Annotated in this window: 19 protein-coding genes; 7 read left to right on the forward strand and 12 right to left on the reverse strand. The window is 67.3% G+C overall.

Annotation, left to right across the window (positions count from 1 at the left end):
• Positions 1-112: 112 nt before the first annotated feature.
• The 3 genes from O7614_RS16035 to O7614_RS16045 all read right to left on the reverse strand — a co-directional run bounded on the left by O7614_RS16035 (position 113) and on the right by O7614_RS16045 (position 6190).
• Positions 113-4039: a hypothetical protein gene (locus tag O7614_RS16035; RefSeq protein ID WP_278139265.1), complete on the reverse strand. Its 3927-nt coding sequence runs from the start codon at positions 4037-4039 to the stop codon at positions 113-115.
• Between the two features lie 261 nt (positions 4040-4300).
• Positions 4301-4792: an NUDIX domain-containing protein gene (locus tag O7614_RS16040; RefSeq protein WP_278139266.1), complete on the reverse strand. Its 492-nt coding sequence runs from the start codon at positions 4790-4792 to the stop codon at positions 4301-4303.
• Between the two features lie 39 nt (positions 4793-4831).
• Complete coding sequence (locus O7614_RS16045; protein ID WP_278139267.1) at positions 4832-6190, reverse strand: hypothetical protein; 1359 nt, start codon at positions 6188-6190, stop codon at positions 4832-4834.
• Positions 6191-6560: 370 nt separating this feature from the next.
• Between O7614_RS16045 and O7614_RS16050 the strand changes: the two genes are divergently transcribed.
• Entirely contained in the window at positions 6561-7799 is a 1239-nt protein-coding gene (locus tag O7614_RS16050; RefSeq protein ID WP_278139268.1) for a helix-turn-helix domain-containing protein, read from the forward strand.
• Between the two features lie 16 nt (positions 7800-7815).
• Here O7614_RS16050 and O7614_RS16055 read toward each other — a convergent pair whose 3' ends face one another.
• Together O7614_RS16055 and O7614_RS16060 are read right to left on the reverse strand one after the other, a co-directional pair.
• Positions 7816-8241, reverse strand: a complete 426-nt coding sequence (locus tag O7614_RS16055; protein WP_278139269.1) for a nitroreductase/quinone reductase family protein — start codon at positions 8239-8241, stop codon at positions 7816-7818.
• A complete protein-coding gene (locus tag O7614_RS16060; protein WP_278139270.1) occupies positions 8238-9014 on the reverse strand; it encodes a glucose 1-dehydrogenase in 777 nt (258 codons plus the stop codon). The genes O7614_RS16055 and O7614_RS16060 overlap by 4 nt, the downstream gene beginning before the upstream one ends.
• A 104-nt stretch (positions 9015-9118) precedes the next feature.
• Here O7614_RS16060 and O7614_RS16065 point away from each other — a divergent pair, with 104 nt between their 5' ends.
• Together O7614_RS16065 and O7614_RS16070 are read left to right on the forward strand one after the other, a co-directional pair.
• Entirely contained in the window at positions 9119-9745 is a 627-nt protein-coding gene (locus O7614_RS16065; protein ID WP_278139271.1) for a TetR/AcrR family transcriptional regulator, read from the forward strand.
• A 65-nt stretch (positions 9746-9810) separates the two neighbouring features.
• Complete coding sequence (locus O7614_RS16070) at positions 9811-10929, forward strand: tetratricopeptide repeat protein (protein ID WP_278139272.1); 1119 nt, start codon at positions 9811-9813, stop codon at positions 10927-10929.
• Positions 10930-10933: 4 nt separating this feature from the next.
• Here O7614_RS16070 and O7614_RS16075 read toward each other — a convergent pair whose 3' ends face one another.
• Positions 10934-13732, reverse strand: a complete 2799-nt coding sequence (locus O7614_RS16075) for a CHAT domain-containing protein (protein WP_278139273.1) — start codon at positions 13730-13732, stop codon at positions 10934-10936.
• 73 nt (positions 13733-13805) lie between these two features.
• Here O7614_RS16075 and O7614_RS16080 point away from each other — a divergent pair, with 73 nt between their 5' ends.
• Positions 13806-14207 carry a hypothetical protein gene (locus tag O7614_RS16080; RefSeq protein WP_278139274.1) on the forward strand — a complete coding sequence of 134 codons (402 nt, stop codon included), beginning with the start codon at positions 13806-13808 and terminating at the stop codon, positions 14205-14207.
• On the forward strand, positions 14204-15106 hold the full coding sequence (locus tag O7614_RS16085) for a hypothetical protein (protein ID WP_278139275.1): 903 nt from the start codon (positions 14204-14206) through the stop codon (positions 15104-15106). Before O7614_RS16080 ends, O7614_RS16085 begins: the two co-directional genes overlap by 4 nt.
• A gap of 58 nt (positions 15107-15164) precedes the next feature.
• Here O7614_RS16085 and O7614_RS16090 read toward each other — a convergent pair whose 3' ends face one another.
• Both O7614_RS16090 and O7614_RS16095 read right to left on the reverse strand, forming a co-directional pair.
• Entirely contained in the window at positions 15165-15500 is a 336-nt protein-coding gene (locus tag O7614_RS16090; protein WP_278139276.1) for a hypothetical protein, read from the reverse strand.
• A 106-nt stretch (positions 15501-15606) separates the two neighbouring features.
• The gene (locus tag O7614_RS16095) at positions 15607-16350 is read right to left on the reverse strand and encodes a TetR/AcrR family transcriptional regulator (RefSeq protein WP_278139277.1); all 744 of its coding nucleotides are present in this window, start codon (positions 16348-16350) and stop codon (positions 15607-15609) included.
• 77 nt (positions 16351-16427) lie between these two features.
• Here O7614_RS16095 and O7614_RS16100 point away from each other — a divergent pair, with 77 nt between their 5' ends.
• Positions 16428-17669 carry a DUF418 domain-containing protein gene (locus O7614_RS16100; protein WP_278139278.1) on the forward strand — a complete coding sequence of 414 codons (1242 nt, stop codon included), beginning with the start codon at positions 16428-16430 and terminating at the stop codon, positions 17667-17669.
• On the opposite strand, the gene O7614_RS16105 is transcribed toward O7614_RS16100, so the two are convergent.
• Both O7614_RS16105 and O7614_RS16110 read right to left on the reverse strand, forming a co-directional pair.
• A complete protein-coding gene (locus O7614_RS16105) occupies positions 17653-17865 on the reverse strand; it encodes a hypothetical protein (RefSeq protein ID WP_278139279.1) in 213 nt (70 codons plus the stop codon). The two genes, O7614_RS16100 and O7614_RS16105, sit on opposite strands and share 17 nt — an antisense overlap.
• Before the next feature lie 42 nt (positions 17866-17907).
• Positions 17908-18726, reverse strand: coding sequence for a glycoside hydrolase family 43 protein (locus O7614_RS16110; RefSeq protein ID WP_278139280.1), 819 nt, complete (start codon positions 18724-18726; stop codon positions 17908-17910).
• Between the two features lie 64 nt (positions 18727-18790).
• On the opposite strand from O7614_RS16110, the gene O7614_RS16115 reads away from it, so the two are divergent.
• Positions 18791-19477 carry a Type 1 glutamine amidotransferase-like domain-containing protein gene (locus O7614_RS16115; RefSeq protein ID WP_278139281.1) on the forward strand — a complete coding sequence of 229 codons (687 nt, stop codon included), beginning with the start codon at positions 18791-18793 and terminating at the stop codon, positions 19475-19477.
• Between the two features lie 104 nt (positions 19478-19581).
• On the opposite strand, the gene O7614_RS16120 is transcribed toward O7614_RS16115, so the two are convergent.
• Both O7614_RS16120 and O7614_RS16125 read right to left on the reverse strand, forming a co-directional pair.
• Positions 19582-20106 (reverse strand): hypothetical protein, encoded by a 525-nt coding sequence (locus tag O7614_RS16120; protein ID WP_278139282.1) that lies wholly within the window; start codon positions 20104-20106, stop codon positions 19582-19584.
• Between the two features lie 274 nt (positions 20107-20380).
• Positions 20381-20803, reverse strand: coding sequence for a hypothetical protein (locus O7614_RS16125; RefSeq protein WP_278139283.1), 423 nt, complete (start codon positions 20801-20803; stop codon positions 20381-20383).
• Positions 20804-20806: the final 3 nt, after the last annotated feature.

The raw sequence follows: 20806 nt of genomic DNA on the forward strand, positions 1-20806 counted from the left end.
GAATTCGCGCGTAGGCTGCGCTGAAACTAGCGCTGCTAGGTTTGCTGCCCTCGTTAGAATGTGACTTCGCTTAACCGAACCGCTCTTAAGAGTGTTGGAGTCAATCAATTGGCTACTTCGCGCCAGTTGATTTACCGTCGAGTATTGCCCAGCGAAGCTGAAGGGGAAACAGCAGACGTCGCCAGGTTGCCTCTTCCAGAAGGTTGCTTCGTCGAGTTGAAGCAACCTTCGCCAATTCGTGCGACGTGGAGGCCGTAACTGCTATACCGCCCTGGAGAAACACTCTGTGCAGGAGTAGCAGTTCTCTCAGGTACCCACTGTCGTCGAGGCGAGCTCTTAGGGCAGAGAGCAGTCGCGGGTCATCCAGGAACTCAGTTGAAAAAAGTCGAGGTAGGTGATCCGCAACTCTCGCAACCATACCGTTTCGGCGCAAGTCAAGAACGATGCTCGTAAACACCGTCACTGCATCCTCGCTGTCCGATGGAAGGGGTGCTTCCGGGAACTGGGCTGGATTCAATGTCGGGGACGGGACGCACATGGCAAAGGCTGGCAACAAATCGCCTGACGGCTTGCGTTGCCAACACGCCTCGACCAACTGCATAAGGGTGCGGGCTCCTTGGGCTGTCAAATAGATTCCGCCGAAAGTTGGAAGGTCGCGGAAGAGGGGGTCCCATTCTGGGCTCTTTGGGTCGGACGGCCGGAGATGCTCCAGTGCGAATAGTCCGAGGTAGGTATGTGGTTTGGCTAGCTGCAACTTCAAAGCGTTGTCGACCCAAACGGGTATTTCCGTGGTTCCTTCAGGGATGGCTTCACGCCGCACGAGAAGTTCATGAAGCCCCCAGGCGACCCCGTACTTCCTAGCCAGCTCTGGCTCTCCCACGAAGAATTCGACCAGTTCTTTGATTCTCGCCTCATCGTGGTCGAAGGAAATGCGTCCGGCGCCGAGTAAGTTGGCGTTGAGACGTAAGTCGGACAGTGAAAGTCCCGATGACCATGCTTCTTCCTGACCGCGCCAGTCGCCAGCGTCACCCTGGCGTCCCGCCCTTATCTCCGAGAGAACCTTGGGCCAACCCTCACTTTTAGATGCCTCGATGGCCGCCGCCAATGGCCACGGAGAAATAGGGGAGTAATCGAGGGTCTCGCTGTCTCCATCATTCAGCTGGCTAGCGGCTTCTGCTGCAGTTAGCAACGTCTTTGCGGAAGGGTTCCTCGTAAACTCAAGAGCCGCCCTAATGTACTCCCAGGAAAGGCTCTCTGGAAGAGCCTCAGTACCAGTCCACAAATTTAGGGGTTGATCAACGCTTATTAAGCTCAGTTCTCCTATTGCGTGGCCTTCGTAATCTCGTATTCGTGCCACCAGGCGACGGAGCTTGTAGCTCAGCCTTCGTAGGCGGACTACCGCAGCAAGCTGCGGAGGAACCGTATCGACGGGAAGCCAAATATGTCGGTTATTTATACGATCATCGAAGATTCGGAGTGCGTCAGATGGGTTGAGAAGCGGCAGAGCTTTGATGAGGCTGTCTCGAATGAGTCCGGGGCGACCATCCCCGAAGAGTGCTCTCCTCTGCACATCTTCCACTTCGGTGGACGGTAAGTGTAATGCGGCTCTGTCAACCAGACCGCCCACATTGGTGCCAGTTAGATCGGCGAGCCGTGCGGTGACGACCGCAGCCCTACGCGCTTCAGATTCTGTTCCGCCTAGCCGGAGGGCTAGTTCCTCGATATAAATGTTTGCCGTTCGCTCTTGATGTACGGCTAATACTCTTTTAGCCAAATCTCGATCTTCGATGTTCAGCAACTTGAGAGCCAGTCGAGTGAGGGTTCTCGACATGGCTGGCTGCTTCGCAGCGGGGCCGTCCTCCAGCAAATCGAGGGCCAGGCGCGAACCTGCGTAGATTGCGATACTCAACTCATCGCTGGTGTCTTCGTTCAGCTCTACGCAAATCTGGCCGATCGTGTCCCTAAGGTGGCGCCGATCATTGAAAGCTTTCCCTGCAGCGAACAAGAATACATTTCGCCAGTTCACAACCGAGGCGATAGCCCGAAGACGAGCTTGCGCGGTTCCATCGTCGGTGTCCATCAAGCCTTCGGCAGCCATAAACTCCTGCAGAGACCGGATCTCGAAACCCACTTGACCAGTCTCCAGGCCCACCAAGAAGACTAAACGGTTGGCTGCTGCCTCGATTATGCTGTCTCTCAAGCTCTCTACTTGTGACGGCTCGTGGCCCTCTTCTTCTAGGTAACCCTCCACTACAGTGGCGAACTGGGGGATCGTTAGCCGAGAGTCAGTGCCACCTGATCTTTCGCTTTCGATTTGCAGTACAAGGCCAACTCGACTATGGATGGTGTCTATGTCGGAGCGGTAGTCACGCAAGACTGATGCCGCAGGAATATCGCGCTCGATCTCACGCTGGTAGATCAGGTTATAATATTCACTAAATAGGGTCCACCGCTCCTGCGGCGGTTGTCCCATGCGATCTACCAGCAAGGTCATGATGGTGACCTGTAGCGGACTACGCATAAGTCGGGCGGTAGAAGAATTCTTTAGCGCCCTCTCTAGTCGGCTCATCACCTTATCGAACCGGGCGGGCTCCTGGCCGAATCTGATCTGGGTCAGTCGACGTGCGTAATATAGGGCAACTTCTCGAGGCAGGGGCTCTAGATATAGATGACGGTAATGGCGCGAAGAGAAGTCTTCGTTGTAACCTTGAGGGCGGCTAGTAGCCACTATCAATACATCTATCTGCTCCGTCACAACGTCGATTCTAAAGTCACGAACAGATTCCAATACCTGCTCTCTATTGGTGGACGGCGGCACTTCGTCGAGCCCATCAAGAACAAGAACCGAAGGGTATGCCAATAGCATATCCTTGACGTCATCTTCGCGAAAATCCCTGTTCGATCGCTTTGATATGTAGTTTGCCAAGTGGTGAAGTATGCCCCTTACTTCACCCACTGCAAGCTTCTTGGCAAACTCGCTTAGTACGATTCGGAATGGAATTCTACGGGCTCCGGGTCGGGGCAGAAGTCCTCTATCCCATTGATCTATAATCTCCGCCATGGCTACTTGAACCGGTGCGTCGATTATTCGTGGATCAGCGTCGGCCAACAATGCTGTGCGGAATATCTGGCAGATGAACTGCCCGAGGGTAGTTTTACCCTGCCCCGGACCGCCGATTAAAACATATCTCCCAGCAGGGTCGGGAGGGCTATGCTTCGTCGGTCCGCCGGATTGCTCTGAGGGAGACTCGATGAATCGGCTGCCCGCAGCATCCACTATTGCCGCCGTGAAATTGTACGATTCCTCGTTTGAGCGCCGGCGCTCGTTATCTGCGCTCTGAACGGGTTCGACGGTCACGGGTAAGTCGACGAAGACTTGAGAGAGTGGAATCGCCTCATCTGCCGAGTGGCCCGCTTGCTCAAGTTTGGCGAACTGATCGGAAAGAATGTCTTTTTGCAAGTAGTTGACTATAATTTTATAATGGTCGTGGTGATGCCCCCTGAGATGTTTGGCGAGTTCCATTAGAACATCGCCCGGCGTGATCCATGCGGCGTAGGCTGCCCGTACCCTTTCGTTGTTGTCGAGTAGTGTGCGGATCTTGTCATAATCCCATACATCGTAACTCTTCACATTATTCTGTGCAGAAAACCGTTTCAACGCCGCCAGAACCCGATCCTTGCTCCCGGTGTCCTGAGTCGGCGTGAGAACAACGTTTGTCGCGAATATGTAAAGGTCCGGTATTCTTCGCTTTCTTTTCCTGGAATCGAAAGCCTGCAACTCTTTCTCTAGCTCAATCTCAGCCCAGCGGCCGTCGTTCGAGCTGGATCGTTGCTTAAATTTGGCTTGGATGACGCCATAGCCTGACCAGGTAGCAGCTGTGGGCCCATAATCCGTTGCGCCTTCGAATGTCGCCTCCCGGCCACCGTCGGGGCCGTCGCCAAACGGTGTTATTTCATTCGTGATGGCGTCATAAGCAAGCGACTGGATTAGGTGCTCGAAGGCGCGCGGAGACAAACCATCAAGCCTGTAGTCTGGCATGGTAGCCCTCTCGGCAGGAAGTGGTCCCAGATGCTATCGAAATCGGCGGGGCTTGGTCCGAGAAGGCGCGCACCCTTGTATGTGTCAGATATCCGACGCTTGAAGCCAGGTGGAAGCCCGATCCGCCTCGCGCTCGGCCGGATGGCAGCCTCACCGCGCAGTACGAGAGGGCTGGTCAGGGGCGACAGACCCAGTCGGCCTGCGAGTCGATACTGCTAGGAGGGTTGTCGCCTAGGCTCTGTCCCGCTTTCTGCTGACTCGTCAGCAGGCAGGCGGAAAAGCTGAGCCGCCGGTCAGGTACTCCGGAGCGTGTTGGTCGCGCGCGCGTCTTGCGGCACGCAGTCGTGGGGCAACGATCTCAGGCAGGCGTTGCTCAGCCTCTCGCTCAGCGAAGAAGCCGACGTCGTCCAACTCCTGCGCCGGCAGATATAAGCCGTCGACGTTGCTCAACAGGCCGCAGTCGAACGTAAAACTGACTATTGCGCGTGGTCGTGGCCCAAGGGGCGGCGCCCAATCCACTACTAGCAGATCGCCGACCGCCAGAGATACCCCAAACTCCTCGCGGATCTCGCGGGCACAGGCGTCATGCGGGTATTCGCTCTCGTCTACGTAGCCGCCGGGAAAGGCCCAGTGGTCACGGTATGTGGGCTTGACGAGCAGCACGTTGCCGGCCGGGTCGGTGATGAAAGCCGCAGCGGCGGCGTAGAAGGAAGCCAGGTTCGCGTACCACATGGCGGGCTCCGTCCAGGTCACCTCGATGAGGCTAGCGGACATGTCTGGGTGCGCTCTTATTTAGATGGCTGCTGACACGGCCGCGAGGGCGTGCAGGGCCTTGGTGAGCTGTCGCGACGGATGCTTTGGGCTGAGCGCGGTAGTGAGTTCGCGGACACGTTGCTGAACACGCGCCGACTTGATGCCCCCGTCCTGCCGCACCAACTTCAGGCCCCAGGCGCAGGCTGCATCGGTGTCGCCAGCGCGGGCATGAGTCACGGCGACGAGGGCGGTGTGCAGGGCCCGCGTCCGGGTGTTCTGGCTGCTGAGGATGAGCGCATCGGGAGCGTGTCGAAGGGCTTGCGAGTACAACTTCAAGTCGCCCAGGCACCTCAGCGCCGCCCCGGCCAGGTGGGCAGGGCTGAAGTAGCCCGCCCAACGCGGCCCTGGGTCTGCGCTTACTTTGTCGAGAGCACGCTCTGCCTTGGCGAGGGCAAGCTGGCAGGCGCGCCGCTCACCTGACTGTCCGTACGCAGTAGCGGCGGTGGCATAAAGCCGGGCGAGGACAGAGGCGGGTGCGCGGCCTGCCCCGTCAATGGCTGCTTCAACGAGCCGCGTTGCCTCGCGGGAGTGCCCTAGGAATACGGCCTGCGTGGCCAGGTTGGCCAGAAGGTGAGCGCCGTAGAGGCGGTCGTCAGCGGCCTTGGCGAGCCGCAGGCCGAGCGTCGCGTGATGTTGCGCCACGGGCTGTGCGCCGGCGTCATACGACATGAAGGCGAGCTGGCCAGAGAGTGTTGCCGCTGCGCGCATGAGCTCCCGTCCCACGGCATCGGTGTAAGTGCCGCGCAGCATGGGCGTGACCTGACCCACGAGGAAGTCAGCCATGACGGCACGGGTGCGTGGAGAGCCGCTGCCGTGACGTCGGTCGAGATCGGTGAAGTGGTCTGCCAGGGCATACAGCGACTGAACGTCGGTGGAGCTGACTGTCTGCCGGCCGTTCCTGCTGACCATTTGGTCGCGCAGGTCATACCGCCACCCGAGCGCGGCCTGAAGGGCCTTGCCGCTGTCAAATGCCCCGCTGGCTTGTTGTCCAAGGTGCTTTGTCAGGGCGATCCATACCCGCTCAGCGTTGTCAATCGCTGCATCGACGGACGCGGGGTACACGCATGATCCGAGGCTGTTGGTCGTGCCGAAGCCCAGCTCGCTGAGGGCTACTGACCGCCCGAGCTTTCGGGTAAGTGACTCGGCCATCGCGGCTTGCACGTGCTCGCCAGGCCGGCGACCGCGTAACCACCAGTAGACGCTGGCCGCGTCGTACCGCCAGGTGCCCTCGTTGCGGCCGGCGTGGTTGAGCTGGCGAGCGAAGGCGGCGTGGGCATTGCCGTAGCCGGCGGCACGCAGCAGTTCTTCGAGCGCCGCATTTGTCACCGGTCGCGCCATGGTTCCGCCTCCAGGCATTAGTCGGCCACCAACAGTGATGACCCTATTGGTTGCCAACGTCTTATGGGGATCCGCGCAACCCTGCGCAACCCACTCCTTGAGCAGCGCAACTGGGCGCAGCGCTTGCCATCTGGTCGGCCGATCGGCAGTGAACTTTTGTGATTGCAGAGCTTCGAGGTGCCGGCCAGTCGACGCGTCGCGCACCGGCTAACGGAGGTGGGAATGCAAGGCGACGAGTCAGCAAGTCGAGGCGAGCAGTTTGAGGCGGCCGAGCGGGAGGCCGCCAAGCAGCGCCTCCTGGCCCAGGCCGAGGCGGAGCGCGTACCCGTCAACGACACGACCCGCGCGGTCCCGGACCGGCGGTGGCGGCGTGACCAGCGATGACATCCCCATCGGCCGCCGGGTGGCGAGCTGGCGGGTGCGGCGGCAGATGACGCAGCAGATGCTCGCCGACCGGCTGCGCAGGTCGAAGAGCTGGGTGGACAAGATCGAGCGGGGTGCCCGCACCCTGGACCGGTACTCGGTGATCCAGGAACTGGCCCACGTCCTGCGGGTCGAGCCGGAGGTGCTGCTCGGCCAGCCGCGGAGCGCTCCGGCAGACACACCGGACGGGGTGGACGACATCCGGGCCGCGCTCGCCCGCTACGACATCGGGCAGACTCCACCGCAGACGGACGAGCTAAGGAGGCAGGTCGGGCATGCCTGGTTGACCTACCAGCACGCGCACTACGGGCAGTTGGTGCGGGTGGTGCCGGGTCTGCTGGATGCCGCTCAGGCCGCGCGGAAACCAGAGGCGCTGGTGCAGGCGTACCGGATCACTTCGTCGCTGCTGGTGAAGCTCGGCGAGGCCGACCTCGGCTGGCTGGCCGCCGACCGGGCGATGGCCGCCGCCGGCGACGACAGGCTGCTCGCGGCGGCAGCGAACATCTCGGTGGGTCAGGCGTTGCGCGCGCAGGGCCGCGACCGCCTGGCCCTGTGCGCGCTGCTGCCCGCCGTCGACCGGGTCCTTCCACAGTCGGGCCACTCCGGTAATCAAGAGGTTTGCGGCGCTTTTGGAGATCAAAGTTGCCGCAAACGTCTTGATCAAGAAGGCGAGGGCGAGGGGCAGGGCGAGCACCGGGAGTGGGCGGTGGGTGGGACGTTGCTGGTGCAGGCCGCCCTTGCTGCCGCCGGTTGTGGCGAGCACCGTCGCGCCGACGAGCTGACCGAGCGGGCCGCGGGGATCGCCGCGCACCTGAGGGGGTACGACGACCCGCACCGCACCAGCTTCGGCCCGGTCGCCGTCGAGGTGGCGCGGGTGCTGGTGATGGTACAAAAGGGCGACCCGATCGAGGCGTTGAAAAGGCATTCAACGCTGGTGCGGCGGGAGGGGTGGCGGCGGTTGCCGGCCGAGCATCGGGGTGCCTACCTGGTCGACGTCGCGCGGGCGTACCTGCAACTGGGTGACGTGCGCGGGGCGGCACGCGCCCTGGTCGACGCGGACAGTGTCGCGCCGGCTGAGGTTCGGTGCCGGCCGTTGGCGCGTACCCTCATCGCCGATGTCGCCCGCGCGCAGCCGGCGCCGGCCGGCGTGGCGCGACTGGCCACGGTGGTCGGCCTCACCCGCTGACAGGCGGGTACCGACCTCAGTCGAAATGGATGCGCATCAGTCTGCTGTTTGCCCAGTCCGCCAGCCGGGTCGGCCGGATCGTGCCGGGGTCGTGGGGTTGGTTGAGGTCGTCGACGATGGCGGCGAGGACCGCCGCTCGTTCGGCCGGGTCGGTGACGGGGGTGGCGTGGGCCGGTAGGTCGGCCGTGACGCCGTTCTTCAGGTGGAAGGTGAAGGCGGGGTTCGCGCGGAGGTTGGCGTGCCAGTCGGTGGGGCCTCCGCCCGCGCCGCTGCAGAGGTACGTGGCGCCGTGGGCGCGGTAGAAGAAGATCTCGATGCGGCGCTGTCGTCCGGTGCGCCGCCCGGTGGTGGTGATGTCCACGATCCGTTCGCGGGTGCCGGCCGCGGGCGTGATCTCGATGGCTCGCCTGATCTCCGGCGGTAGGTGTGACAGCGACGTCATGCGGCCTCCTTCAGGGCGGGTCCGAGGAGCAGCCCGCCGTCGACGATGTGCTCGGCGCCGGTGATGAAGGCGGCCTCAGGCGAGGCCAGGAACAGCAGCGTTGCGGTGATGTCGGCAGGTTGCCCGAGCCGAGGAACGGCGAACGGCTCGGGGGTGTAGAAGTCGGCGATCGGCGCGTCGGCACCGGCAGCTGGTTCGGTGATGAACGCGGTGGCGACGACGCCGGGGTGGATGGTGTTGACGCGGATGTTGTCGCGACCCAGTTCGAGGGCGGCGGTCTGGGTGAGCCCGCGGATGGCCCACTTGCTGGCGACGTAGGGCGCGTAGAAGGCGGTGCCTCCGGTGCCCATGACGGAGGCGATGTTGACGATCACCCCACCGCCCGCTCGTCGCAGCGCTGGTGCGGCGGTCTTGATGCCGAGGAACGTGCCGGTGAGGTTGATGTCGAGGATGCGAGCCCAGGTGGCCGAATCGGTGGACTCGATGAGGGCCGGCGGGTTCTGCACTCCGGCGTTGTTGACCAGGATGGTGAGCGCGCCGAACGCTTCCTCGGTCGCCTCGACGGCGGCGGCCCACGACTTCTCGTCGGAGACGTCGAGGCGTACGAAGAGCGCTGTGTCACCCAGCTCGGTGGCGAGGGCGGCGCCGCGCTCGGCGTCGATGTCGGCGATGACGACGTTGGCGCCCTCGGCGTGGAAGGCGCGGACGTGGCTGGCGCCCTGCCCACCCGTGCCGCCGGTGACGAGAACTGTGTGAGCGCTGAAGCGGGACATGCGGTCCTCCGTGAGAGACAGATGGTGAGTCGACCGACTCACCATGGCAACGGTACGTCGCCGCGGGTGGTGAGTCAACCCACTCACCTCGCTATGATGGCCGCATGACGACCTATCACCAGCGGGTGGCTCGGCAGAAGCGCGCGCTGATCGTGCAGGCCGCCACGCAGCTGTTCCTCGAGTTGGGCTACGACCGGGCGTCGCTGGCGCGCATCGCCGAGGAGGCTGGGGTGTCGAAGGCGACGCTGTTCAAGCAGTTCCCGACGAAGGCGGCCCTGTTCGATGCCATCGTCGTCGACTCCTGGGCCGGTGGTGATGAGGCCGAGGTGCCGTCAACGGGTGACCTGACGGCCGGGCTGACCGCGCTCGGGCGGCACTACGCGGCGCTGTTGGGGCGGCCGGGGATGGCGGATCTGTTCCGCATCGTCATCGCCGAGCTGCCCCGCTTCCCGGAGTTGGCCAAGGCGCACTTCGCGGAGGGCAAGCTGCCGTACTTCGAGACGGTTCGGGCCTACCTCGTGGCCGAGCACGACGCGGGGACGGCGGACGTCGCGGACCCGCAGATGGCCGCCACGCAGTTCCTCGGGATGATCTCCAACTACCTGTTCTGGCCGAGCCTGCTGGTCCCGGGATGGACGGTGACCCCCGAGCGCGTGATCGCTGTGGTGGACGACGCCGTCCGCACCATGGTCGCGCGATACGGGGCAACCAGCGCTCAGGGCGCGGCCTGAGCAGGGCGTCGCCATCGGGAAGTCGCTCGGTCGTGACGTTGTCGACACCGTGGGAGGTGCGCGCAGTGGGCAGATGGTTCAACCGCAGCCGTAAACGCGACGACGAGCCCCCGCGCGAGCCGGAGCCGACCGGCCCGGTCATCGAGATCACCCTCACCGGGGGCGGTCGTCGCCCGACCACCACGACGATCGGCGGTCCGACCGCCTACGGGTTGCAGTACCGCGCCTTCCACGATCAGTACGGCGCGACCGATCCGCGGACCTTGGCGGCGGGGACCGGTTACGCGCAGGAGCTGATGCGCAGCAACGACGTCGCCGAGGCCGTGACCGTCTACCAGGAGGTCGTCGGGTTGCGCAGCTCGGCGCAGGGGCCCGAGCACCCGGATACCCTGCGCAGCAAGCACAGCCTGGCCTTCGCGCTCTGGCAGCGCGGCTCCCACGCCGAGGCGGAACGGGTGCAACGAGACGTCTACGAGGCGCGCCGCCGGGTGCTCGGCGACTCCGACGCCGATACGCTGCACAGCGGCAACAACCTCGGCTGGTTGCTGATCGAGCTGGGTCGCCTCGACGAGGCCGAGCCGCTGCTACGCACGGTCGCCGACGGCATGGCACGGACGCTGGGCCGCGACGACGCGGCCACCCTGGCCTGCCAGATGAAGCTGGCCGGGCTCCAGCACCTCCAGGGCGGCAGCCAGCAGGCCGAGCGGGCCCTGCGGGACGTCGTACGGCGGATGACCAGGACGTTGGGCCCCACCAGCCCGGTGACGCTGCAGGCCCGCAGCAACCTACTGGTCGTCCTGCTCGACAACGGCCGGGCGGCCGAGGCGGTCGACGCCGCCCAGGCACTCGCCGACGACGCCGGGCGCGTCCTCGGCACCACCGACGGGGTACGCCTGCACGCCCGGCACTCCCTGGCCAGGGCCCTCGCCGGGGTGGGCCGGCGGGCCGACGCGATCCGGTTGCTGGCCGACACACTGCCGGACAGTGAACGGGGCCGGGGCGTCGACCACCCCGGAACCCTGGAGATGCGCACGTTCTTCGCCCAGCTGCTCATCGACGCCGGCGACCGGCGGGCGGGCCGGGAGGCGCGCGCCGCGCTGGCCGGGTGCGAACGCGTACACGGCCCAACCCACCCCGATACGGAGAAGGCCCGGGCGCTGGTCCGGCTCATCGACGGGCGTTGAAAGGTCAGCCGCCGGTGTGGATGTGCGCCGCCCACAGCGTCGGCGTCAGCGGGTAGCGGTCCCGCAACCCCCGCACGGCCGAGTGCAGCGCGTACGCGGCCGACCCGGTCGGATCGCCGTGCGCGTAGAAGGCGGTGGTCAGGGCGAGGGAGACCGCGTCGTCGACCTCCCACAGGGTGCCGATGACATGCCGGAACCCGGCGAGCTGGAAGGCGCCGGTGATGTGCAGCGCCTCGTCGACCAGGGCCGGTGGGGCCTGGGCGGTCGCGCAGGCCGACAGGAAGGCGAACTCCGCCTCCAGGTCGAGCCGGGACACGTCGCCAACGGTGAGCGGGCTGTCCTGGTGGTCGTGCACGAGCAGCCGGCCCTGCGCCGGGTCGTTCGGCTCGGCGACGGCGTGGCACGCGAAGTGCGCGTAGGCCGAGTCGGCCAACCGGTCCAGGACCTGCTCCCGGGTGGCCCGCGCGTCCAGCCCGAGCCACGCTCGGGGCAGCGCCCGCGCCGCCGACCTCGCCTCGCGTTCGGCGCTGGGCAGCGCGCCCGGGCCGCCGGGGGTGGCGCGCATCGCCACCACACAGGACCGGGCGTCGGGCGAGGGCTGCCGCGGCGCGGCGCGTTTGCGGGCCAGCGCGGTCACCGTCGGGGTGTAGGAGGAGACCACCCGGTCGAGGGCGGACCGGCCGGTGTCGGCCTGCGCGGCGTGCAGGGGAAAGAACGCCAGCGGACCGACCGGGCACCACCAGACCCGCGGCGGCTCGCCGGCGGCCTCGGGCGCGTCGATCCGGTCCAGCACCGGCCCGACCAGGGCAGACCACAACCAATCGAGTACGCCGCCGAGCACCGACTGGGCGCGCAGCCTGCCTCGGGCGTCCGCCGCCGGATCGTACGCCGTGGTGGTCGCCTCCTGGAGCAGCCGCAGCTGCGTCATCGCCTCGGCCAGGGACAGATCCGGCAGCGGCAGCACCGACACGCGGTGCTCCCGCAGGATGAGTGCGTCGCAGCGCAACTCGCTCGCGACCGGCACGATCACGGTCCCGTCGACCTGGTCGAGCAACTGTCGCGCGCTGGGCGGACGAAGGAAATCGCCCAGGCCGGGCAGCTCCCGGATCGTCTCCAGCAGCACGTTCCACTCGGTCTCCCGGTCCCGACCGAAGGTGGTGGGTCGGGGGGACTCGGGGGCGGGCGCTTCGAAATCCCGGCGCATCCGCTGGAAATCCGCCGCCAGCCGCCCGTCGACGCGTTGCAGCGCCGCCCACTCTCCGTCCGCCGTCAACCGCTGGTGCAGCAGCAGGCCCCGGCCGCGCTCCAGCAGCTCCAAAGCCCGCTCCGGCTGCCCGGCGCCGATGGCGCAGGAGGCGGCGGTCGCCGCCAACCCGGCCGTCGAGCCGAGGTCGGCGTACTGGTCGTGTCGGGTACGCCCCCGCGACGCCAGCCGGGGCAGCAACGTGATCGCCTCCTCGAAGGCATCCGTCGCCTCTTTCCACCGGCCCAGCGCGGTCAGCGTGTAGGCCGCCTTGTCGAACGCCTGGATCCGGACCGGCACGGCCCCGGAGTCGATACGGCCGGCGGCGAGCGCCCGTTCGGTGGCCTCGGTGAGCAGGGCCTTCTCGCCGGTACGCAGGTAGGTCGCCCGCAACGCCTGCGCGATGGACAACCCGGTTTCGACTCGGTGCGGATCGCGTGCGGGCAGGGCGTCCAGCGCGCTGCGCAGCAGGTCGAGCGACTCCTCCAGGTAGGCCGGCTCCCCGGTCGCGTCGTAGAGCAACCGGAGGCTGTAGCCCAACTGGTCCAGGAGCAACGCGTGGTTGGCCTCGCCGCGTACGGAGAGCGCGAGCGCCCGGCGCAGCAGGCCGATCGCCGTCTCCAGGGCGGAGATGTCGCCGGTGAGCTGGTGCGTCTTCATGCCGACGGTGGAGAGGCTGGCCAGCGCCATCCGATGATGCGGATGCCGCTCGGGAACGGTGTTCAGCGCGGCGGCGAACTCCTCCCAGGCCGGGCCGAGCAGATCGGCGCGGCCGGTGCGGTCGACCAGGGTGAGCAACGTCTGCCCGAGCAGGAAACGCGGCTCGTTGCTCCGCGGGGTGTGGTCCCGCAGCACCGCGACGGCCCGCTCGACATCGGCGGTGTGGGTGGTCCCGGCCGCCCTGGCCAGCAGGCACCGGGCCCGCAGCATGACGATCTGGTCCTGGTTGGGCCCCACGGCGTCCACCGAGGACACCAGCTCCAACGCCTCGTCGACGTAGTCCTCCACGCCGGTGAGCTGGAAGGCGCGCACCAGCGCCTCCGCGTGGATGCCCCGCAACGCGGGCCGGTGCTCCTCGCTGATCCACTGCTCGGCCATCTTGGCGATGGCCGTGAGCCGGTAGAGCGTGTCGACCGAGCCGTCGACGTCGTGCCGGGCCCGGTAGACCTGGCAGGTCTTGAGCATCAGCACGGCGCTGTTGCCGAGGTCGGCCGAGGCGTCCTCGGCGAACCGCAGATACTGCTCGGCGATGTCCAGCAGCTGCGGCTCACCCTCGATCCGGGCTCTGACCAGCAGCACATCGGTGTACGTGGCCAACGCGCGGACACCGTGCGGCGTACCCAACTCCTGCGCCAGGAAGGAGTCGGCCATGGCGCGGATCGCGGCCTCCAGCACGACGGTGGCCTCGATCAGGTCCTGCCGGGCCAGGTGCGAGTCGTACCTGTCGAGCAGCGCGGCCCCCAGCTCCACCTGGGCCTCGGCCCAACGCCGGTCGCCGCGCGGCTGCCTCGCCGCGGCACGACGCCACCGGTCGACGGCGTCCCTCGCAAAGCGACTCACCAGCGCACCTCCTCGTCGCGGTTGCTCCCCAGCCTGCCAGCTACCCGCCACATCGACAGGAGATAATCAACCGATGAGTCAATCGGCGCCGGACAGGCGAGTCGACGACGACCGGGCGACCCGGCTGGCCCGGATCTGCGCGGACGTCGCACAGGTGGGTGACCTGCTCGGCCCGGAACCGGCCCAGGCCCTGACGCGGCTGCGGGACCGGTCGCTCTCCGAACAGGGCGTGGACGCGGTGCTCGCCGAGGTGACCGAGTTGATGCGCGTCGCCGGCCTGGTCGGTGGCGACACGACCGCCCGGGGCGACCGCTACCTGCCGTTGCCCGGCATCCACGGCCGCCGCCCGGAAGTAGTCCAGGTGTGCCCCGCCGACCTGTGCGACCGGGTCGAGATCCCCCGTCCGGACGCCGAAGCGCCGCCGCGCTGCGCCGTGTGGGACTGCCCGCTCCCGGCGTTCCGGATGGACCGGTGAACGCGGTCATCGCCTCGCTCGGCGGCAAGCTGGCAGAGCGGTGGCTCGCCGGACTGGCGCTGCCCGGAGTGGTGTTCGTGGCGATGGTTGCCGTGGCGGTGCGGCTCGGCCACGCCCACTGGTGGGACCTGCCGCTGCTGCGGCAGGAGGTGGACCGGCTCGCCCTCGGGCCACCGACCCGCAGCACCGGGTCCGCGCTGCTGATAGTGCTCGGTGTCGTGCTGGGCAGCGTCGTCGCCGCGATGGCCGCCCAGACTCTGGAACGCCTGGTCATGGCCGCGTGGACCCAGGACTGGGGCCGGGCCGGCGATGCCGTGACCCGCCGTCGGCGACGTCGGTGGAACGCCGCGATGGACCGCTACGAGAGCGCCCTGCGAGACAAGGCACGCCGGTTGCGGTCCGCCGACGACGTGACCGGGCCGCTGCCGGACACCCAGGCGCTCGCCCGCGCCTGCGACCGGATCGCGGTGACCGAGCCGGCCCGGCCGACGTGGATCGGTGACCGGATGCTCGCCACCGCCGTACGGGTGCGGGCCTGCTACGGCCTGGACCTGGCCGCCGCCTGGCCCCGACTGTGGTTGCTGCTGCCCGAGGAGACCCGGGGCCCGCTCGCACTCGCGCAGGCCGACGTCGCCGCCGCCGCCCGACGGGTGGGCTGGGGGCTGCTGTACCTGGCGCTCGGCCTGCTGTGGTGGCCCGCGGCGGTCGTCGGCCTGGGCCTGTGCGTCGCGGGTTGGCGACAGGGCCGCGGCATGGTGTCCGTGCTGGCCGACCTGGTGGAGGCGGTCGTCGATCTGCACGTGCGCACGCTCGGCGCCGCGCTGGGGCACCCCACCGACGGCACCTTCGGCACGGCCGACGGACAGGCGGTGACAGCGCTGCTCCGCAAGGACCGGTGAATTCCGGGCCAGGTGCCGGCGGTGTGGAGTTCGCCGCGGTGAACTCCCGGCGGCGTCCTCAGATGGCGGGAACGGGAGGACTGTCGAGCAGGATGCGGTCGCCGTCGACGCCCTGATCCAGTGCGGCCGCGACATCCTCGTACGGGGCTCCGGGCCGGACGGCACTGACGTCGTCCCGCCGCCGGTAGTGCTGGTCGCTGAGGTCGAGGTCGAGAGACGTCAGGTATTCCTCCAACTGGGCCAGGGTGCGCGGGCCGACGATCGGGATCATGGCCGTGGAGGCCAGTGCGTTTGCTGACGCCAGCAGCAGCTGCCCCACGTCACCATCAGCACCACGTACACCATCGTCGAAGCGGGCTCGCACGACGAAGCCGTTCAGGTCTTCTCCGGGCACCCGCACCTGGGGCTGTTCGCCGGGAACTCGATCGCGGTCCTGGAATGCCCGCCGCCGCCCAGCTGACACTGGTGGCGGGTTTCGAAGCACGACTGCGTGATGCGGTTCAGGAAGTACGCCGCGCGACGGCAGCCTCGATGCCGTCGAGGATCAGGTTGAGGCCGAAGGCGAAGTCCTGGTCCTCTGGGTCCTCGCCCGGTTCGCTCTCGAACGCGCCCGCCGCGAACAGCGGCGCGGCCTCGGGGAAGCGCTCCGGCTGGACAAGCGCGGCGAGGGCGCGGCCGTAGTTCTGCTCGACGTCCGTCTGGCTGAGCCCGGTGCCGCTGCGGCCCTCCGCCATCTGCCGGCCCTGCAGGATCGCGTTGCGCACGTAACCGCTGACGACGACGAGTACGCCTGCCTTCGTCCTCGGATCCAGGCCGGTGTCGTGCAGGACCCGCAGGAACGCGTCCATCCAGCCGATGGCGTTCGGCCCTCGGGGTGGGCCGGCGATCGGCACCTCCACGAGCCACGGGTGTTCGGCGTACCGGGCGCGGATCGCCGCCGCCCAGCGATGAACCCCGTCACGCCAATTGTCCGCGTCCAGCCGGGGAGCGGGCCCGGTGGCGTGGTCGGTCATCAGTTCGACGAGTTCCTCCTTCGAGCCCACGTGCCGGTACAGCGACATCTTGGTGAAGCCGAGAGTCTGCGCGACCTTCTGCAGGGTCACCCCGTCCAGGCCTTCCTGGTCCGCCAGGTCCACTGCGGCGCCGACGACCCGCTCCACGTCGAGTTCAGCGGGTCGGCCGCGGCGTACGGACGTCGGCAGCCGCCAGAGCCGCGCCAGGTCGGCGGGCACGTCATCAACCATTGACGGCTCATTGTGTCCCACGGATAGTATCTCCTGTATATTAAAGCTGTCGCCGGGCCGGACGGGGAGAAAAGCATATGGACGTGTCAGCGGGCGCGATCGGCGCCACGGCGAGCCGGTCGAGCGCCGGGCAGCGCCTCCACGACCTCGACGCGCTGCGGGGCTTCGCGCTGCTCGGGATCTTCGTCGTGAACATCACCTTCATGGCCTCCGGTTACCCGGGCAATCTGATCACGGACCCGGCGTTCTCGTCGGTCCTCGACGACGTGGCGCGGTTCCTGTCCACGGTGCTCGTCGACATGAAGTTCTACCTCCTCTTCTCGTTCCTGTTCGGATACAGCTTCACCCTGCAGATGGAGGCGGCTGGGCGCGCGGGTGCCGCGTTCGCGCCGCGGATGCTGCGCCGGATCGCCGGCCTGTTCATCCTCGGCGCCCTGCACACCGCGCTTCTGTACGGCGGTGACATCCTGATGACGTACGCGGTGGTCTGCCTGGTCCTGCTCGCGATGCGCCGGGTCCGCGACCGGACGGCGCTGCGCGTCGCCGGCATGCTCTACGGGGTCGTGCTGATGAGCCTGCTGGCCAGCGGGCTCTTCGTGAACTCCTCCGCGTTCCTGCCGAACCGAGCCGAGGCGCTGGCCAACGCCGAGAAGGCGACGGCCGCGATGCTCGGCGGATGGGGCGACGTCATCGGCCACCACCTCTCCGGGCTCCCCTTCCTGGTGCTCCAGTCCGCGACGTTCCAGGGCCCGACGGCGCTGGCGATGTTCCTGCTCGGCATGGTTGCCGGCCGACGGCGGCTCCTCGCCGGCGTCAGCGGTCACGAACCGGTGCTGCGGCGGATCCAGCGGATCGGTTTCCCCGTGGGGATCGCGGGCGGCGTGGTGTACGCGCTGGGCGGCGGCAACGTCGAGCCACTGGCCGTGGGTGTGAGTGCGGCGACCGCGCCGCTGCTGACGGCCGCGTACGTGGCCACGCTGCTGCGGATGATGCACGGCCTGCGGTTCGGGTTCGTGCGGTCGGCCCTGGCGCCGGCGGGCCGGATCGCGCTCACCAACTACCTGGGGCAATCGCTGCTGGGGCTGCTCATCTTCAGCGGGATCGGGCTCGGCCTGGCCGGGAGGGTGTCGCCGGTGGGGACGACCGGGCTGGCATTGCTGATCTTCGCGGCGCAGCTTGCGGTGAGCGCGTGGTGGCTGCGCCATCACCGGTACGGGCCGGCGGAGTACGCGCTACGGCGGGTGACGAACGGACGGACGCCACAGACCGGCGAGATCTCTGGCCGGCGTGGTCGACGCGGGATCACTCGAAGAACTTGAGGCTGAACCCGGTGTCGGTCGTCGGGCCGGGCACGTTGGCGCGGCGGTAGGTGGTGTTGCCCCACCAGCAGAAGGTGCCGGTGTACCAGTACCGGTTCGCCCAGGAGTACGCGGTGCCCTTGGGTACGGCGTGGAACATCAACGGGAACCTCGGCCCGGCGGGCGGGCTCGTGGCGATGTCGCCGTTGAGCAGCACGAAGCTGTGGTGGCCGGGCCCGTTGACGTGCAGTGTGGGATCTCATCCGGCCATCATGGTGGCCCGGTTCGAGCCGAACAGGCAGCCGTTGGACTTGTACCAGTCCCACACGTACGTCGGGTCACCGCCGGCGCGCAGTCGCAGGTCGGCCAGGCAGTACTGGTCACTCCAGCTGCCGTTGGCGGAGTAGACGATGTGGAGTTGCCCGTTGGGGTCCCTGATCGCCTCGGGGGACTCGTTGATGTACGGGTTGCCGACGACGCGCTCCCAGCTCTCCCGTGGTTGGGAGATGACGTACCGGTTGCCGGTCGGGGTGAGCGGGTCACTCATGCGGCTGAGGTAGATGTTCTGTTCGACGTTGGTGTCGCCGGCCCACCCGGACCAGACGAACCACCGCTGCCCGTTGAAGGTGAACAGGCTGCCGTCGATGGCCCACTTGCCGTCGGGCAGCGCGAGCTGCCGTTCGGCCGTGTAGCCGCTGGCCGGCGACGCCGAGTGGATCACGTACATGCGGTGGGCGGCAGCGCGCCCGGCCGAGAAGTAGATGTAGTACCGGCCGCCGTCGGTGACGATCTCCGGGGCCCAGACCTCGCCGAGGTTGCGGGTGTCCGTCCACACCTGTCGCGCGGGCGCGGCGGCCAGCGCGTCGGGTGACGCTGCCTGCCGTACGGCAACGCCGCCGTCGAGCGACTGGACCGAGATGTAGGTGGAACCGACGCGGATCACGCTCGGGTCGGCGGCCCGCAGGCCGGTCTGCCCGGCGGTCGCCGGTCCGGCACCGACCGCGGACAGGCCGGTGGCGAGCACGGCGGCCAGCAGGGCGGAGAGGATTCGTGGGAGGGTTCGGTTTCCGATGGTCACGATCGGGGCCCTTTCCTCGGTCAGCATCGACGCTTGTAGATTAACTTCAGGAGGGTGGATCGGCATGAAGTTCCTTCTCACCTCGGGGGGCATCAGCAACCCGAGCATCTCCGACGCGCTCGTCGGCCTGCTGGGCAAGCCGATCGCCGAGTCCACGGCCCTGTTCATTCCCACAGCTGTCCACCCCTTCCCCGGCGGGGCGGAGAGGGCGTGGAAGGCGGTTCACGGTCGGGCCGACATCCCGCTGACCCAGCTGGGTTGGAAGTCCCTGGGGTTGTTGGAGCTCACCGCGCTGCCGACCATCCGAGAAGAGAACTGGGTCCCGGCGGTCCGGGAGGCCGACGCCCTCCTCGTCTGGGGCGGCGACGTGCTGTACCTGACCCACTGGATGCGCCAGTCGGGCCTGGCCGACCTCCTGCCGTCGCTGACTGACACGGTCTATGTGGGGGTCAGCGCCGGGAGCATCGCGGTCACGCCGCACAACTGCGACGCCGAGTTCGATCTCGGGTTCGTCCCGGACGGCAGCGACATGGCGAAGGACGCCGACCGGGCGTTGGGGCTGGTGGACTTCACGCTGTACCCCCACCTCAACCATCCGGAGATGTCGGACACCACGTTGTCCGACATCCAGAAGTGGGCGTCCGGCATCCCGGTCCCGACGTACGCCATCGACGACAACACCGCCATCCGTGTGGTCGACGGCACCGTCGACGTCGTCTCCGAAGGCGAGTGGGCACTGATCAACCCCTGAGCGGGGCGTTCCCTTCAGTCGAGCACCGACTCGCCGCCCGGGTTGGCGAACGGCTCTCCGCGTACCTCGATGGTGGTCTTTCCCGGGGCGGCCGGAACCCTCACCTACCTACCGGGTGCATCCCGTTCCGACGCCGGGACCGGTGGCAGGTGGCGGGCGAGTGCGTCACGCAGGGCGCCCGTCGCGGGCCGAAGCAGGCCGACGTTGACCGTGTAGACAGGCTGGCCGGCACGGATCCGTGGACGAAGCGTCGTGCCGGGCGGTGCGGCCGCTCCTGGGCGCACCGTGACCTGGAGGACGGCGAACGGGCCAGGGCGGCGAACCGTCGCCGAGTGGATCGCCTGCCATGGGAGGACGGCGGATCGCCCCTTCTCGACGAGCCCCAGCGCCGGAGCGGTGACGTCGACCGATGACCAGTTCTTCCGATGCAGCACAACCGAGAGAACGCTGAAGACGACGGCGTAGAGGACACCGGAAGCGGCGATGTTCGTGTAGTCGGCCGGCAGCCGTCCGGCGACGAGTGCCAGCACGGTTTGGACGAGAACCCAGGCCAGCAGCCCCATCAGCAGCATGAACACGAAGGTGAGGCGGGTGGACGTACGGAACGTCGTCCTGTCGTTCTCGTCCACAAGGGTCCTTCCGCCGACCGTGCCGACGACTGTAGGGCATTCCTGGTTGGCGTGCGCTGCCCGCATGACTGCTGACCGACCAGGCTCCGCTGCCTGTCGACCTCGACGATGCCCGTCCCGACGAGCGGGGGACCACCCGTCCGAGTGGTCCCCCTGGTGTGCTGGTGAGTGGCTAGACTTCAGGTTGGCAGTTCACCTGTGCCCTGCTGCGGCGGGCGCAGCCTCGGGAGGGTGTTCCCGCACCCTCTCGAGGGGCCGTCTCGTCAGACGGCGCCTACTCGCAGAAGACCCGCACGGTGGCATCGGGCGAATCCACCTCCACGGTCACCTCGTCGAGGTGCTCCACGAGCGCCTCCAACTGCTCCGGCTTGAGCTGCGTCAGGTCGATCGGCACACCCGAGTCGCTGAGTGAGGCGTTGGCCTTGGCCAGGGCCTGCGGCGGGACCAGCGCCGCCAGCCGTACGCCGGCCCGCAGCAGTTGCAGTGGCACCCGCACGTTGACCCGCGACGGCTCGCCGTTGTCGGTGGCGTCCACCAGCACCCGCAGGTACTTCACCTTGCCCTTCGGTCGGGCGTCGGGACTCACCGTCGCCGGTGCCTGGTCCCGTTCGAGGGCGGCGATCAGCTGCTCCGCCTCCTGGGCGGTGATCTTGCCGGCGGCCAGCATGTCGAGGATGTCCTTGCGTTGTTCGGTCATCTG

Source organism: Micromonospora sp. WMMD961, assembly GCF_029626145.1.
Classification (GTDB): domain Bacteria; phylum Actinomycetota; class Actinomycetes; order Mycobacteriales; family Micromonosporaceae; genus Micromonospora.

What these genes read in the sequence shown, in the direction of transcription:
- O7614_RS16115 (WP_278139281.1), top strand. Translation starts at nt 18,791, where the DNA reads ATGAAGTTCCTTCTCACCTCGGGGGGCATCAGCAACCCGAGCATCTCC.
- O7614_RS16035 (WP_278139265.1), bottom strand. Translation starts at nt 4,039, where the DNA reads ATGCCAGACTACAGGCTTGATGGTTTGTCTCCGCGCGCCTTCGAGCAC.
- O7614_RS16095 (WP_278139277.1), bottom strand. Translation starts at nt 16,350, where the DNA reads ATGGTTGATGACGTGCCCGCCGACCTGGCGCGGCTCTGGCGGCTGCCG.
- O7614_RS16100 (WP_278139278.1), top strand. Translation starts at nt 16,428, where the DNA reads ATGGACGTGTCAGCGGGCGCGATCGGCGCCACGGCGAGCCGGTCGAGC.
- O7614_RS16065 (WP_278139271.1), top strand. Translation starts at nt 9,119, where the DNA reads ATGACGACCTATCACCAGCGGGTGGCTCGGCAGAAGCGCGCGCTGATC.
- O7614_RS16125 (WP_278139283.1), bottom strand. Translation starts at nt 20,803, where the DNA reads ATGACCGAACAACGCAAGGACATCCTCGACATGCTGGCCGCCGGCAAG.
- O7614_RS16045 (WP_278139267.1), bottom strand. Translation starts at nt 6,190, where the DNA reads ATGGCGCGACCGGTGACAAATGCGGCGCTCGAAGAACTGCTGCGTGCC.
- O7614_RS16080 (WP_278139274.1), top strand. Translation starts at nt 13,806, where the DNA reads ATGAGTCAATCGGCGCCGGACAGGCGAGTCGACGACGACCGGGCGACC.
- O7614_RS16055 (WP_278139269.1), bottom strand. Translation starts at nt 8,241, where the DNA reads ATGACGTCGCTGTCACACCTACCGCCGGAGATCAGGCGAGCCATCGAG.
- O7614_RS16060 (WP_278139270.1), bottom strand. Translation starts at nt 9,014, where the DNA reads ATGTCCCGCTTCAGCGCTCACACAGTTCTCGTCACCGGCGGCACGGGT.